Source organism: Chitinophaga niastensis (genome assembly GCF_003014755.1).
GTDB classification, from domain to species: domain Bacteria; phylum Bacteroidota; class Bacteroidia; order Chitinophagales; family Chitinophagaceae; genus Chitinophaga; species Chitinophaga niastensis.
This window is the reverse complement of the sequence record NZ_PYAW01000009.1, coordinates 108,822-123,126: the sequence shown is the minus strand read 5'-3', so window position 1 is coordinate 123,126 and position 14,305 is coordinate 108,822. Positions and strand designations below refer to the sequence as shown.

The 14,305-nt window shown below is 41.6% G+C and carries 17 protein-coding genes; 5 read left to right on the top strand and 12 right to left on the bottom strand.

Annotated features, from left to right (window positions below; genetic code table 11):
* Window positions 1-95: 95 nt before the first annotated feature.
* From CLV51_RS26795 to CLV51_RS26785, 3 genes are read right to left on the bottom strand one after another with little or no spacing between them, the layout of a single operon-like run.
* Window positions 96-398: a hypothetical protein gene (locus CLV51_RS26795; RefSeq protein ID WP_106531191.1), complete on the bottom strand. Its 303-nt coding sequence runs from the start codon at window positions 396-398 to the stop codon at window positions 96-98.
* 42 nt (window positions 399-440) lie between these two features.
* The gene (locus tag CLV51_RS26790) at window positions 441-1,337 is read right to left on the bottom strand and encodes a DUF6929 family protein (RefSeq protein WP_106531190.1); all 897 of its coding nucleotides are present in this window, start codon (window positions 1,335-1,337) and stop codon (window positions 441-443) included.
* 19 nt (window positions 1,338-1,356) lie between these two features.
* Window positions 1,357-2,127 carry a GDSL-type esterase/lipase family protein gene (locus tag CLV51_RS26785; RefSeq protein ID WP_106531189.1) on the bottom strand — a complete coding sequence of 257 codons (771 nt, stop codon included), beginning with the start codon at window positions 2,125-2,127 and terminating at the stop codon, window positions 1,357-1,359.
* Between the two features lie 147 nt (window positions 2,128-2,274).
* Here CLV51_RS26785 and CLV51_RS26780 point away from each other — a divergent pair, with 147 nt between their 5' ends.
* A complete protein-coding gene (locus CLV51_RS26780; RefSeq protein ID WP_106531238.1) occupies window positions 2,275-2,604 on the top strand; it encodes an ArsR/SmtB family transcription factor in 330 nt (109 codons plus the stop codon).
* A gap of 35 nt (window positions 2,605-2,639) precedes the next feature.
* Window positions 2,640-3,074: an SRPBCC family protein gene (locus CLV51_RS26775; protein ID WP_106531188.1), complete on the top strand. Its 435-nt coding sequence runs from the start codon at window positions 2,640-2,642 to the stop codon at window positions 3,072-3,074.
* Between the two features lie 95 nt (window positions 3,075-3,169).
* Here CLV51_RS26775 and CLV51_RS26770 read toward each other — a convergent pair whose 3' ends face one another.
* Window positions 3,170-3,850 carry a YiiX family permuted papain-like enzyme gene (locus tag CLV51_RS26770; protein WP_106531187.1) on the bottom strand — a complete coding sequence of 227 codons (681 nt, stop codon included), beginning with the start codon at window positions 3,848-3,850 and terminating at the stop codon, window positions 3,170-3,172.
* A gap of 51 nt (window positions 3,851-3,901) precedes the next feature.
* On the opposite strand from CLV51_RS26770, the gene CLV51_RS26765 reads away from it, so the two are divergent.
* A complete protein-coding gene (locus CLV51_RS26765) occupies window positions 3,902-4,432 on the top strand; it encodes a GNAT family N-acetyltransferase (RefSeq protein WP_106531186.1) in 531 nt (176 codons plus the stop codon).
* 68 nt (window positions 4,433-4,500) lie between these two features.
* Here the strand turns inward: CLV51_RS26765 and CLV51_RS26760 are convergent, their stop codons facing one another.
* From CLV51_RS26760 to CLV51_RS26745, 4 genes are all read right to left on the bottom strand, one after another.
* Window positions 4,501-5,142 (bottom strand): murein L,D-transpeptidase catalytic domain-containing protein, encoded by a 642-nt coding sequence (locus CLV51_RS26760; RefSeq protein ID WP_106531185.1) that lies wholly within the window; start codon window positions 5,140-5,142, stop codon window positions 4,501-4,503.
* 75 nt (window positions 5,143-5,217) lie between these two features.
* The gene (locus tag CLV51_RS26755; protein WP_106531184.1) at window positions 5,218-5,580 is read right to left on the bottom strand and encodes a hypothetical protein; all 363 of its coding nucleotides are present in this window, start codon (window positions 5,578-5,580) and stop codon (window positions 5,218-5,220) included.
* A gap of 62 nt (window positions 5,581-5,642) precedes the next feature.
* On the bottom strand, window positions 5,643-6,548 hold the full coding sequence (locus CLV51_RS26750; RefSeq protein ID WP_106531183.1) for an SMP-30/gluconolactonase/LRE family protein: 906 nt from the start codon (window positions 6,546-6,548) through the stop codon (window positions 5,643-5,645).
* A gap of 450 nt (window positions 6,549-6,998) precedes the next feature.
* Window positions 6,999-7,826 (bottom strand): helix-turn-helix domain-containing protein, encoded by an 828-nt coding sequence (locus CLV51_RS26745; RefSeq protein WP_106531182.1) that lies wholly within the window; start codon window positions 7,824-7,826, stop codon window positions 6,999-7,001.
* Between the two features lie 140 nt (window positions 7,827-7,966).
* Between CLV51_RS26745 and CLV51_RS26740 the strand changes: the two genes are divergently transcribed.
* Window positions 7,967-8,149 (top strand): RNA polymerase sigma factor, encoded by a 183-nt coding sequence (locus CLV51_RS26740; protein WP_106531181.1) that lies wholly within the window; start codon window positions 7,967-7,969, stop codon window positions 8,147-8,149.
* A gap of 62 nt (window positions 8,150-8,211) precedes the next feature.
* Window positions 8,212-8,436, top strand: a complete 225-nt coding sequence (locus tag CLV51_RS26735; protein WP_158267167.1) for a hypothetical protein — start codon at window positions 8,212-8,214, stop codon at window positions 8,434-8,436.
* A gap of 280 nt (window positions 8,437-8,716) precedes the next feature.
* Here the strand turns inward: CLV51_RS26735 and CLV51_RS26730 are convergent, their stop codons facing one another.
* The 4 genes from CLV51_RS26730 to CLV51_RS26715 form a co-directional block, all read right to left on the bottom strand.
* Window positions 8,717-9,130 (bottom strand): BrxA/BrxB family bacilliredoxin, encoded by a 414-nt coding sequence (locus tag CLV51_RS26730; RefSeq protein WP_106531179.1) that lies wholly within the window; start codon window positions 9,128-9,130, stop codon window positions 8,717-8,719.
* Between the two features lie 186 nt (window positions 9,131-9,316).
* Window positions 9,317-11,701: an alpha-amylase family protein gene (locus tag CLV51_RS26725; RefSeq protein WP_106531178.1), complete on the bottom strand. Its 2,385-nt coding sequence runs from the start codon at window positions 11,699-11,701 to the stop codon at window positions 9,317-9,319.
* A 261-nt stretch (window positions 11,702-11,962) separates the two neighbouring features.
* Window positions 11,963-12,592 carry a response regulator gene (locus CLV51_RS26720; protein WP_106531177.1) on the bottom strand — a complete coding sequence of 210 codons (630 nt, stop codon included), beginning with the start codon at window positions 12,590-12,592 and terminating at the stop codon, window positions 11,963-11,965.
* Window positions 12,593-12,693: 101 nt separating this feature from the next.
* On the bottom strand, window positions 12,694-14,289 hold the full coding sequence (locus CLV51_RS26715) for a RagB/SusD family nutrient uptake outer membrane protein (RefSeq protein ID WP_158267166.1): 1,596 nt from the start codon (window positions 14,287-14,289) through the stop codon (window positions 12,694-12,696).
* Window positions 14,290-14,305: the final 16 nt, after the last annotated feature.

Below are 14,305 nucleotides of genomic sequence, written 5' to 3'. Positions count from 1 at the left end.
TGATAAATGGCGAAGGCATTCATCGGCACTATCCCGCAGAACAGTGCCTGTAAGGGTTATTCAAATATTGTCGGGAGATTTTTTTGAGGAGATGCTTACTTTGTATAAAGCATGATATCATCTTCGCCGGGTTCAAATGCGGTGAGTTGTTCCTCCCATCCGGCAGGCAACTTAAAGATGGTATGCAAACTGCCCAGCAGTTCCAGCCACCCGCTCATTTCATCGGAAACCTCCAGCGATTCACCATCAGCGGTATCAAACACCAGGAAAGTAACTTCACCGGGATATCCGTACACTTTGTAAGCGGATATACGGGTCACATCTTCCCACATCAATGTATTATCGATGTCCTCATCATATTTTACCGAAAGCTCCTGTTCATCGAAAAGTATGTCCATAGTGCGAAGGTATTAATTTTGGGATAAATCAAAAAGGCAACACTATTGAAATGTCATTGCCACCTTAAACAGGCGGCTCTCTCCGCTATCGTTATCGGATACCAGGTGAAGGAGCAATTCATTGCCACTGATGCGTTCCAGGCAGAGACCTTCAATTTTTTCGCCTTTAAAATCATCACTGATGGCCGGCAAATTGATGAGTCCATCTAATGCAAGTGTGGGCAGATGAAGCTTTTGAGAGATCCCGTTGATCCAGCCGATATAACTATCTCCGATGGCCCCATCATCGTAGGCATTGGTGGTAGCTTCGCTGGACAGGCTCAGCAACAACAGGTCTTTTTCTCCCACATAACACAATTCAGATACGCCCGTAAATACAGGCGTGGACGTTAGTAACGTTAATGGTACTACGAACATCACCTTTCCTGCACCTTGCTGCCAGAAATCAGGCGTGGTGAAGATCAGGTGGTTTACCGGATGCGTTTCATTGCCACGGTTACTTAAAACAAGGGCATCGTGGATAGCAGTAGCCCCTTCTATATTTAATTCATGAATCCCCTTTTTACTTAACTGCTGTATAAATTCATCGGGGTAAGCTGCGGTAAGAAAAGGTGTGTATGCTGCTTCCAATAGCGGAACCAGGATTAATTTTTTCCGCTTTTCTGTAGCGGCAGAGCCTAACACCATCAAGTAGGTTTTACCGGACAGGTTCACGATCACCGATGCTTCGAAATCTGCTTTTTCTGTTTTGGGTATTCTTTTCTCCGGCGCATCAAATAATGGAATGGCAGTGACTTTGTTATAGGCGGTATCCAACACCAGAATATCACAGGCATCATCCCCGATGAGGTATATATTCCCTTCATGATATTCAATGGCTGATCCTGAAGGGAAGCCGGGCAACAGTAAGGAGTGTAATAAGGTAATGTCAGCTTTCATTTGATAGCAGGTTTATTAATCAGATAGATAACCTGTTTTTTATAGCTTTTCCCCATAATAGTCCCAATGCAGCCGCGCCTTTTTCATTGGGATGCAATAGGAAAATACCTGCTTTGCCCTGCTCCTGTTGAAAAAATTCCGGATGTTTTTTAAAGTAAGCAAAGCCTTTCACATCTCCGCTGAAAACCTGTTTGGGATTGGTAAGCTGGTAATCTTTCACTATTTTATCCAGTACAGGAAAATAGCTTTGTAGCCTGGCTAACCCTTCTACCAGGTACCTGGCGCCATTTTGCGTGTTGGGGCTATACCAGATGGGACGATGCAGGATGATGATACAACCCGGATAATCTGCCAGTAAACGGTTCATGATAATTTTTACATTGGCTTCATAATCGGCCGGTGATACGGGAGAACCATTAGGGCCTTCACTGGCGCTATCATTGGTGCCCAATATCATGGAAAAGACGAGCGTTGCATCTTTATCACTTTTAAATGTGTTAGCCGCTTTAATAACATTATTAAACAAGGAATTGGTAGCCGGCAGGAAATCTACGGTGGTGGCCCCGCTCACGCCCTGGTTACTATATGCCACCTGCATAGCCGGCATTTTTTCCCTCAGCCAGTTGCAAGCCTGTACCGGCGGGGCATCCGTAAGTGGATTGGCCAGCCCGGCGCCATGGGTAATACTATTACCAATAAAAACGATATTTAGTTTTTTTGACTGGGCGGCAGCAGTAACGCCTGTCAGCAGGCTAATAACGAGTATAATAAATGGTCGTTTGATCATCATGTGGAATGTGCATTTATAATTAAAATAACACCACAAAATACTCGTTCACCTCAAAGAAATGCCTGCTATCTGAAAAAAAAATTTTACGTAACTAAATGGTTACTTATATTTGTAACCAAATGGTTACCTAATATAAAACAATATTTAGTGAGAAGAGATGTATTTCAGGCGATAGCAGATCCTACCAGGAGAGAAATTATTGGTTTACTGGCGAAAACGTCGTTAAACCTCAATGCCATTGCCGATAACTTTGATATCAGCAGACCGGCCATATCCAAACACATCCGGATCCTGACGGAATGCGGGCTAATAACGATCAAACAAACAGGCAGGGAACGCCATTGCAGTGCGGACTTGCGCAAATTAAAAGCGGTGGCCGACTGGACAGCGCAATACCATGCCTTCTGGTCTAAAAAGCTGGATTCACTGGAAGACTTCCTGGCAAAAGAGCAAAAGCCCCGCAAAAAAAAGGGATAACAATACCGCCATATTCATCTTTAAATAAATTGATCATGAGTAACGAACCTTTTGTAATTGAACGTATGCTGAATGCGCCTTCAAAAGCTGTGTGGGAAGCCATTACAGACAAAGACAAAATGAAACAATGGTATTTTGACATTACTGCATTTGAGCCCAAAGTAGGATTTGAGTTTACTTTTACAGGATCAAAAGATGATACAACTTATGTGCATCTGTGTAAAATAACAGAAGTTATATCTGGCAAAAAACTTAGTTACAGCTGGAGATACAAAGGCTATGAAGGCGATTCTCATTTAACATGGGAATTATTTCCGGAAGGAAACAAAACGAAACTGAAGCTCACCCATGCGGGCTTGCACAGCTTCCCATCTACCATCGACAGTGCTTTTGCAGTAGAAAGTTTTGCCGGCGGTTGGGAATATATTATTGGCAAGAGTTTGCCGGAGTATCTGGAGAAAGCCGCATAATTATTCTCCTGACAAAAAAAATCTGCCCAATCCTTTCTTACCAGGAGCATTGGGCAGATTTTTTACAATTATTTCTTTCGTCTATGCTCCTTGTCTTACTTTGTACTATCATCCATCACCGTTACCAGTAATGGTGAATTAAACATACTCACAGGAGAAATGATTTTTTCCGTTGCAGGAATATGATCTCCATAAATTTCTTTCATCTTCTTTTTAACAGGCGCACTGCTCAAATCGAAATCCTTTAAAGGCTGCAACACGCCTACTTCCAGGCCAGTAGCTTCTTTATAAATTTTCCACACCAGCTCTGAACAGTACATTCTTTCATCTGACCAGCCAAAATAAAAATCGTAATCTTTACCATCGAATCTCTTCCCTGCTTCTTTCATTTTATCTATCACTGAAGGCGTGATCACCGTACCCGCATTTTTGAGGCGTTTGATAACAAAATGTTTATCCTTTCCACGTGCTATCCATGTTGCCAAAGGTGTAAAACGAACCGGCTGCAATGCTTCATAGACATACAACTGATCATCTTTTTCCTTAAAAATTATTCCGCAATGGCTATACTTCGAATGTGTAGCCAACTGAATAGCCGTGCTTAATTCCGACTCAGAAATCTGAAATATAATATCTCCTTCGTGTATATCAGCCTTGGCAGCAGACAATTGTTTTACAATACTTTTACCAACAAATAATTTATCTTTTGCCAATACACCACCAGCAACAATAGCAACCGGTAATACAACTAAAATGATCTTCTTTAATAACAACATACACCAGATATTTATGTAAATTTAAAGGCATTATTTATAAACAGGCTATAAATGAACAGTATTCTTATCGTACCCGCCATCACCGCTGAGGTAGAGCTATTACAACAAATTGGTAAACAAAGCTTTCTGGAAACATATGCTGCTGTAAATACGGTAGAAAACATGGAGCAATATCTCCAGGAAAATTTCAGTATCCAAAACCTGACAGCGGAAATGACCAATCCCAATTCCGAATTCCATTTTGCGATGCTAAACACGCAGGCCATTGGTTATATAAAATTAAATTTCAAAGATGCGCAAACAGACCGGAAAAACTGGCAGGCCATAGAAATAGAAAGGATCTATGTGCTGAAGGCATTTCAGGGGAAAAAAGTAGGTCAGCAACTTTTCGAAAGAGCCCTCGAAATAGCCAGGCAAGCCAGGGCCCCTTATTTGTGGTTAGGCGTTTGGGAAAAAAATACAAACGCAATTGGCTTTTATAAAAGAAATGGATTGGTGGAATTTGGCACCCATACCTTTACTTTGGGTACCGATGAACAAACAGATCTGCTGCTGAAAATTGATTTGCCACTCAGCAAATAAAATTCTACTCCCGATATATTCTCCCTACGGGAGATGTTGTGGTATTATGATATGTATCAATTAGGCGATCAATGATAGATCCAGAGGAGAACCGGTTTGTCTGACTGATCCAGGTAAGGTTGCAAGGTAGCAAAATAAGCCGGATTTAAAGTAGGACAACCATCACTCCGGCAGATGCCCATATCCTGCGCTGTTCCCGGCACACAAACATGACTGTGCAGCACTACAAAACGATCAAAAGCATTACTATTGGTCTTGTCTAATCCGTGCAGCTTATAAGCAGTACCAAAGCGGCCGCTGTACTTAGTGCCGATCCGGTATTTGCCTAACGAAGAACAAAGACTACCTACCTCATTGGAAAAAGGCACTACCTCGGCCCTGAAGTCGGGCCCCTGCCCGTGAGCCACCAGTCCGGTACTCAGCGTTTTATTATGCTCCAGGTCATAACATATAAATCGTTTGCCACCGGAAAAAACACCGAAATCAATGAAGAAGGCATAACGGGTGCTATAACCATGCGTTTGCGCGTACTCCCGCAGCGCTATCACTTTTTGATGTAGTTTTTCTTTATCAGGTGCTGCTGCGTAAGGAAGCCGCTCAGGAGCAGGTGCTGCTTTGGAAGGTGCCGTTTTCTTTTCTTTACAACCGGTTAAGGAGGCCGTAAATAGCAACCAGGCAAAACAAAGCGGTAAGAGTTTTGAAAACAACATGCTTTACAGATGCAACCATTAATTTTTTCCATATCAACCAGCAAAAAAATTTGCTGATTGACAGGAACGATGCTGCTATGCCCAGATATCCCTTACATGAATAAGGATGGAATACCGGCCGGTAGCAGGGTAATCTGCGATGTTCAGTTGTGCTTCGTTAAAGGGCTGCAACAATTTATCCTGGTACTGCTGGTACAGTTCTTCCACTACGGCAATAGCTTCTGCCTTATTTTCCACTACCCAGGATTTTGACGTTTTATTATTATCGAACAACTTATTAAATTCCTTTCTGCTTACTTCAGTGCTTTCAAAAGGAACCACTTTTAATGTCCACACCTCTCCTATTTTTTCCGGTTGTACCGGGGTGTCCAGGTTAATTTTAAACCGCTCCAATCCTGCAGGATCCAGCGCACGCATGATATCCATGGCAACTGACATAACAATAATTTTAGTATCACAAAACAGCTGTAAAAGCTTTCAAACCGCAATATTACGAATTCTTACTCTCCTCCTTTCACCTTCATCTTCAATGTATATATCCCCTGCATGGCAGTAATGAATAAAATATCATTGTTCCTGCCCCCAAAACAGGCGTTGGCGGTCCAGCTCTCCGGAATATCAATATGCCCTATCTCTTTACCAGCTTTATTAATAACTGTAATGCCATTACCGCAGAGGTATAAATTCCCCTGGTTATCCAGTGCAAAGCCATCTGTAAACTTTTCCGCAAATAGCTGCTGGTGGCCCAAGCTGCCGTCTTTATTAACGGTGTATTTATATATTTTGCCGGCACCGATATCTGCTACATACACCAATTTGCCATTGCGGGTACCGATGATGCCATTGGGCTTTTGTATGTCGGCAGCCGCCACCACAGGCTTTTTAGCACCAGGCGCCAGGTAATACACTTTCTGTTCTTTTATATCCGGTTGTTGCCTGTCCCAATAATCGCGCTGATAATAAGGGTCTGTAAAATATATACCGCCGTTGGGGGCTACCCATACATCGTTGGGGCCATTGAGCCGGTGACCGCCAAAATTATTCACCAACACGGTCACCTTTCCTTTTGGAGAGATGGACCACAATTCATCCTTTTCATCGGCACAGGCTATCAGATTGCCTTTAGCATCAAAATACAATCCGTTGGAGCGCCCTGCTTTTTCCAGGAAAACAGACAGTTTACCGTTAGTATCATATTTCCAGATCTTATTATTAGGCTGGTCCGTAAAAAAAATGTTGCCTTTTTTATCTGCTGCCGGGCCTTCCGTAAAAGCAAACTGCTTTGAAATCAGCTCCGGGTGGGCGTTATTAGCAATTATACCAGGAATTGTATCCGGAACAGCGCCCATGGCTGTATAAAAACAGGTAGAAAGGAATATAAACGTGGAATAATATTTAATACGCATACTGACGTCAGTTTCGCAATTGTAATAATTATAGCGGAGAATATTTTCGAAATCTTAAGATGAGCGCTCACTGTAACAGAGTGGATACCTGCATCAAAAAATAATTTGCCGGCCATGGAAATAGCCGGCTTATACAATATTAAGGGTAAATAGACTTTGAATAAGCATTGTGCTTAATTGAATGAGATCTTTGATAATACAATATAAGAGTTGGTGTAAACAGTAAGGTGATGTTGTGCTGCCTGATTCAACAGCTGCAAGGCTGTTGAGCAGTATATAAATATTATTCGGGTAACAAAATTTGGGGCAACTAACGCTGGATAAATTATTATACCTGCATTTAGAATGGCGTTCGCATCAGGTATCTGCTATTCAGTTAACTGATTTCCTGACGGCAAAGCTATCTTGATTATATACCGGTGCATAGTACAAAAGCGACATTTTTGAGGATTATTGCATCAATCCGTGGAGGCGTATGGTGGTCTTCAGCTCTTCTTCCTGAATAAATGAAGGCGTGATACCTGCAAATCTTTTGAAATCCCGGATAAAGTGCATCTGGTCGTAATAACCACTGATATAGGCTATTTCCGTCCAGGTTTTGTGGGGGAACTGTTCTTTTAACTGGTAGGCTTTACAAAACCTGATTAAGCGGGCGTATTGTTTGGGAGGCATACCAAGACGTTCCATACATTTTCTTTCAAACTGGCGCAGGCTCAAACAGGAAAGAGCCGCCAATTGTTCCATGGTTACATTACCGGAAGTCTTTACCATTTCATTCATAGCTATATCAACCGGTAACAAAGGCTTTAGTTGAGATATTTTTTTAAGGAGATAACATTCAACTATATTTATCATGTGATCCCAGTCGCCGGCTTCTTTCAATCGCGCTGTGATTTCAGCTATCTCACTACCCAGTAGTAGCTGGGTATCAAAATCCTGCTCATACATTTCGGACATGGGTATCTTTAATAACCGGAATAATCCACCGGGCTTAAAGGCGATGCACAGGGCCAGGTGTTTGGCGCCCATATCCAATGTAACGGCCTGGTCCTGCGGACCTATGGTTACGCAGGTAGCTTTTTTTACAAATCCCTCCTTACCTGGTTTCATTACCATAATCGGGTCTTCCAGGTAAAAAATAATGTAGCGTTGATAGGCAGGAACGAAGCGGTATATATTGGAAAGTGCAGCAGGTTGGGTAAAATCTGCACTAAAAATACTTATACAACTCACAAATTCCTGCAACGCAGGATGGGGCTTATATACTTTCGCTTTCATTGAAGGCCGACGGATATAGGTTAATGTGTACAGAATTATCCGATCGACAAATATATATAAATCTCAAAAAAAATAACCGGAACTATCCGCCATACATTTTTTTAGTATTTTGGTCACGCAACCAAGATATATAGCGAAGTATGGAGGGATACACGGATGATGCATTAGTAATGCTGCTCAAAAATGAAAACAATGCTGCTTTCGTGGAAATATACAACCGGTATTGGGCCGCATTGTATACTGCTGCGTGTAAGCGTGTAAGATCCAGAGAGCTGGCAGAAGAAATGATCCAGGACCTGTTTACCGCGTTATTATGTAGATAGCATACGCAATACCAGAAGAGTCATGTCCCCAAAGTTGCTTCTCACCGCAGGAAATAGAATGTTTGGAACAACAAATCGAACAATTAGAAGGTAAAACAGAAAAATTAAAAAAACCATATACATCTTCCGATTTGAAAAGATATATATGGGCTATTGCCAGATTAGACGGATGGAAAGGCTACCTCTCCGAACGAAAACCCGGCATCACTACCTTTTGGATGGGGCTACAAAAATTTGCAGCCATCATGCAGGGCTGGATGCTCTTTAGAGATGTGTCCAGACGGTAGCTTTAAGAGCGGGTTTTCTGGTAGAATAAATTACTTCTATTTTCTACTTTGGCATCCCAACGCTTTTACCAAAGCGTATTTAGAAATCCAATAAGAGAATATAATTAATACAGGCAGACCGATGGCCTGCCTGCACAAGATAAACTTTTGCCTCATATAATGGGACCAAAGCCTTCCTTCTGAATACAAAATTCAGATAATTATTTGGAAATTAAAACAGTACCTCTTTTTATTTGTACTTTTAAGAACAATATCTGGATACAAAATGAAATATCAGGATTTAGCAAAACTCATCAAAGACGGCAACTAAATCATTGGCAAGACCATTTGCATCCCGGCCTTCAATTCTGTGTTTGGGGATAAAGGCGACCAGCTCTTGATCTTTAAAAAAGGCAATGGAAGGGGATGATGGTGGGATATCCGCAATGTAATTACGAAAGCGGGCGGTGGCCTCTAAGTCTTGTCCTGCAAATACAGTTGCAATCCTATCCGGTTTTTTGTTATGCTCAAGCGCACGGGCTACTCCCGGGCGAGCTGTACCAGCCGCACATCCGCAAACACTATTAACGACTATCATGGTAGTCCCGGATTTGTCCATTATTTCATCAACATGCTTGGGAGTAGGCAGCTCCTGAATACCTAACATTGTAAGCTCTTCTCTGAATGGTCTTACTAATAAAGGAGAATAAGGCATAAAATATTATTTTGAGATGAAGAAATATTCTTAAAAAGAATCGGTTTTCATATACTCAAATTTGCCATCTCCTTACCAGCAAAGGGTTAATTCTATGTTAATGAAACATTGATTAACAAAATGAGTTTTTGAGACAACTATCAAAAGACACAATGTATCGGTAGCAAAATGATGATTACAAAAAAACTATTTCTTAAACCTTAATTGCCATTTTACAATCCGGCTCTTCTTTGTTTTAATAACTATTCTCATCCACCCTTTTTCAGTTTGAGGTAAAACCTCCATTGTTGCTTCTTCCGGATTTTCAACAATTGTTGCTTTATCAATTTTCCATTCTCCTCCATCATTCATTCCTGCAACACGTAGTTCATAATTGTCACCGGCAATCACTTTACTTATCCCTGAAAGTGTGTTAGTTTTCCATTCTTCCTTAAGTAAATCAATCATGCCTTGTGTTACGTGCTGCGAAGTTGAGACAACAACCGGATGATTTGATTTAGCACGTACAGCGATTATCCGGCACGATTCCGAAGGAAGTTCCAATGCAAACGAACCATAAATATCGGGCAGGGATTTGTTTTCCCAGAAATCGAAAGCATAATAGGCGGTTTTATCGTTTAATCCTGCCCAACCCAATGAGCAACCAATATTTTGAGAAAGGGTTTCCCAATTGAATAAGCCAATTACGTTACGCTGAGTACCGGATTTTTTATCCGTGGCAACCCAAATTGAAGGAAGCGTTTTATCAAAAGCATCAACCGGCCGGGCAATCCCATTATGCGAAGCCATACAACGTTTCATAATTTCAATCCGGTCGTTGGGTAGATCCGGAAGCCAGTCGCTGCTCAGGAAAAACTGACCGGAAACAGCAACGAATGAGGGTAGCAACCGGGCCCTGGTAAGGCAACCAATTCCGGTGCTTGCAGCGTCTGCAGTTGATTTGCCGCTATCTCTCAACATGGAAGGGTCGGGATCATTCCACCAAATTCTTCCGTTCAAAAAATATAGCCGGGATGCGCGGATCGCACCTGTACGAATGTTTTGCCCATCATGATTAAAATCAGGACCAATCCGCATAGAATTGACCAATCCGAAAGAAGCCCCAAACGACCGCATATTCTGGCTTACACAACATCCGGAAAAAAACACCTTGTCTCCAGTTGCTTTTCTCAATATTTTCAACCCATCTCTAAATGCTTCAATCTGTGTTTTAAGTGGATTGAATAGCGGTTTGCAATTACCTATACTGTCGTCTTTATATCCATCATTAATGTAAACCTGTTCTGTAACGGTGCCTGTCCATAGTCCATCCATCTTAAAATAATTAAAGCCCCAATTGCACATCGTTTTGGCAACATAAGCGATATGATGTTGTACTTCAGGATTGGTAAGGTCGAGGGAAGTGCCACCCCAATTGGTTTCGAAAGGTTTTCCATTTTTGCGGTAAGCAAACCAATGCTGCCTGTCTTTGTATTCAGGATCCTGATGATTGCGTGCAAAAGGCATCCACCATATTCCGGCTGTCAGTCCTTCTTTTTTAATGGCAGTTGCCGTGGTTGTCATTCCGTTTGGATAGCCTCCTTTGGGATCAACACGATCGAAACCGCGATGAGGGCCGTTATATTGTCCACCAGCCTGCCATTGGTCATCTATTTGAATAACACCAAGTCCAAAAGGCTTTAAATTGTCTTTGACAAATTTCGCCAGTTCAATGGTAGATGATTCGCTACCGGCGCCTCCGTTTTTTTCGGAATACCAGGTGCAATAAACAGCACTACGGGGTTTTAGTTTGATGTTTTGTTGCTTTGCAATTGCATCGGCAAATTGTTCTTCGCCTAAGCGGGCATCGTCGAAATACCCAATGAGCAAGGTTTCGGTAGTTGCACTTTTCCCCGCAGGCAAACGAAAATGTCCGTAGTCGATTTGAGCTTTTATTTCAACCAAATCATTAGTGATGCCAGAAAACACTACACCACTGCCCTTTTCATTCGTTAACCAACCTGTTACAACCCCGTTTCTGGTGACAGGATCTACTGTTGTAAGAAACACATAACTACCAGGATTTTTGCCGGGATCCAGTAAACCGCCTGTCCCCAACGTTTTTAAGCCAGTTGCCGGTTTTCCAAGGTCAACTGAAAAAGAAACCGGATTCAGCTGCTGAATATCAACGTTATCATGACTTATATTTTTAATTGTTTGCCTCACAAACAAAAACGGTTGTAACGGATAAAGCGTGAAGGATATCGAACCTCCATCAGCAGTATTAAGCACTAATGCAGTCCCTTTTCCAAAAGCAGCACTAATCATCTCCTCCTTTCTGGCTATTCCTGTTGCACCATTGGGAATGATATTTTTCAGAAATATATTATTACCTGATTGGTTTGCTACTTTCAGGTTTTTGCCCACCGGGTTGTAGATTACAGTCAGGAAAGAATTGCTTATAGTGTAATGAGTATCGGAAATGCCATCAGCTTTTTTATTCGTGCCGTGTTTTATTGATGACGGTTGCGCATTAAGAACCGTATAGTGTAGGGTGGTTAAGACAGCTACAATTAAAAATGGAATTCTCATAGGGATAATTTAGTTGTTTGTATAACTTCTATTTTATTCAATCCTTTAATCTGCATTTCTATTTTCAGAATTTTTTCATTGTCAAAAGAACAATCAATAATCATATGTGTGCCGGAAGAACCCACCGGAGGGAGCAGCTAATTAGTGATGGTCGTGGTCGTAATATACAAAATAGCTATTTATTGTAGTAAAGCTGTTATTAAAACTTTATCCGATTTTGAAAAACCAGGAGATAAATATTGTTGGAGTGGGATAATGAATTTAAAACCACCGCCATTTATTTATAGCCTCTGTCTTACTGTGCACCTCGAGTTTAGCATAGATATTCTTAATATGCTTTTTAGTTGTTTCCACAGTTATGTTTAACTGTGCCGCTATTTCTTTATACATTTGGCCGTCTGCCAGCAATCCAATGATCTCTCTTTCTCTGATGGTCAACTGACTATTACATGCTTTGCCAGAAAAATGATTGAAGTGCCGGACAATTTTGCAGGCAATATTCCTGCTTAGGGGCGCACCACCGGCCCACGCTTCTTTTATGCCTAAAATCACGGCATCCAGTCCATCTTCCTTTACCAGGTAACCCGAAGCACCGGCTTTAAGTGCTTCAAACACATCCTCATCTTCCTCAGACATAGTAACCACCAGGAACAGGGTATATGGACAGCTTTTTTTCAGCTGCCTGATACATTCTATCCCACTGATACCAGGCAGATTTATATCGACCAGGAGAATATCCGGCAATATATCAGGAATTGCGCGGATAGCACTTTCAGCATCTTCCCATGAACCAACCAACCGAAATGTAGATGATAGATTTAAAATATTTTCCTGCGCCTGTCTACATAAAAGATCATCTTCTACAATCCCTACACAAATAAAATCAGTCATTCAATACCAAATATAAGTTTACAATGTTTACGTCTGTTTTCGGAAATCAGGGAGGATAACAATCTTACCATCAGCACCAATTTAACAGCTTGTGAGAAAGATTAATAATCAGCATTTTGTTTCAGGTTTTTGTTCAGGTCTATTTCTTTTTGAGGAATAGGCCATAAATAATTTTTGTTTACATTAAACGCACGCGGGCTTCCCACCTGGATGCGTGTAGATGGATCCAGGGTTAAGTTACCGGTATACTCATCTACCGAACCTTTTAAAGTACCATACACCTTTCCCGGCATCACCTGATCACCAATCCGCCAGCGTTGTATATCATACCAGCGCAAACCTTCCATGCCAAATTCAACTCTTCTTTCACGACGGACCAGTTTTCTTAAACTGGTTTGGTTGTTATACAGTGCCTGATTAACAGGTGGCATATTAACGCGGTTTCTTACTTTATTGATAGCGTCGTATACCGATTGATCTATTTGCCCTGCTTCAATTTTTGCTTCTGCATAGGTGAGCAGCACTTCTGCATAACGTATAACCATAAAATCCAAACCGCAATCCCATATATTGCTGAAATCTGTGGTAAGATTAGAGATGAATTTTTTCGATATATACCCGGTAGGGGAACAGTTGTTATTCAGATAATAATCAGCAGAATTAGCGCCCAGCGGATCAAAATACATTCCTTCCCAGGAGGCACCCGGTCGTAATATGGTAGCATCTAAACGTGGATCCCTGTTGATAAATGGTTGTACCGGATTATATTTTGAAGACGGATCATCGATTGTTTTTCCGGTATTCATTTCATAGGCATCCACCAGACTTTGTGTAACGGCTACAGAGCTGTATCCACCTTTTGAATTAGGTACCAGCACACCTAAATCGGCAAAAGAGTTGTAGGTTTTAAGGTATTGTATATCCAATATCTCTTCCTGATTATCTGCAAATCCCGGCCTGAACAAGTTGGTATAATCAGGATATAAACTATAAGAGAAAGGGCTATTCATCAGCTGCTGACAGGTAGCAATGCAATCCGTATATTTTTGATTGAATAGCTCAACACGCGCAGCCAGGGCGAGTGCAGCACCACGTGTTATCCTTCCTGCATCTGCTGCCGGATAGTTAACAGGAAGCATACCGGATATTGTATTTAATTCGTTCAACACAAACAGGGTTACCTCTGCCCTGGGCGTTACTGTTACCAGGTTTGCATGCTCTATGGAGATATTATTGATGATTAGCGGAACATCACTGTATAGCTGACTCATAATAAAATACTGATAGGCTCTTAAAAAGCGGGCCTCTCCCTTCATCCTGGATTTGAGATCATCTGCCATCGGCGTTTTGTCTACATTGGCCAGAAACCAGTTGCAGCGCTGAATGGTGATATAACTCCACCTGTTGGCAGCACCCAAATTAGTAGGTGTGGCATTACCCTGTGCTACCGGTTCATATCCTTCCCACGGAAACTGATCGTATGCATTGTCTGTAAAACAATCATAATAGATGACATGATCTCCGTTTTCCCATCCGCTATAACATCCGTTTAATGCAGTCAGGGCATCATTTGCGGAGGTCCATAATGTGCTGTTGCTATAAGTATCCAACGGCACTTTGTTCAACAAATCTTTTTTACAACCGGTTAATATGATGGTAGCGATAAAAAATATTATTATAGCAAAAGACTTTTTCATCGGGCGTGCTTTGAAC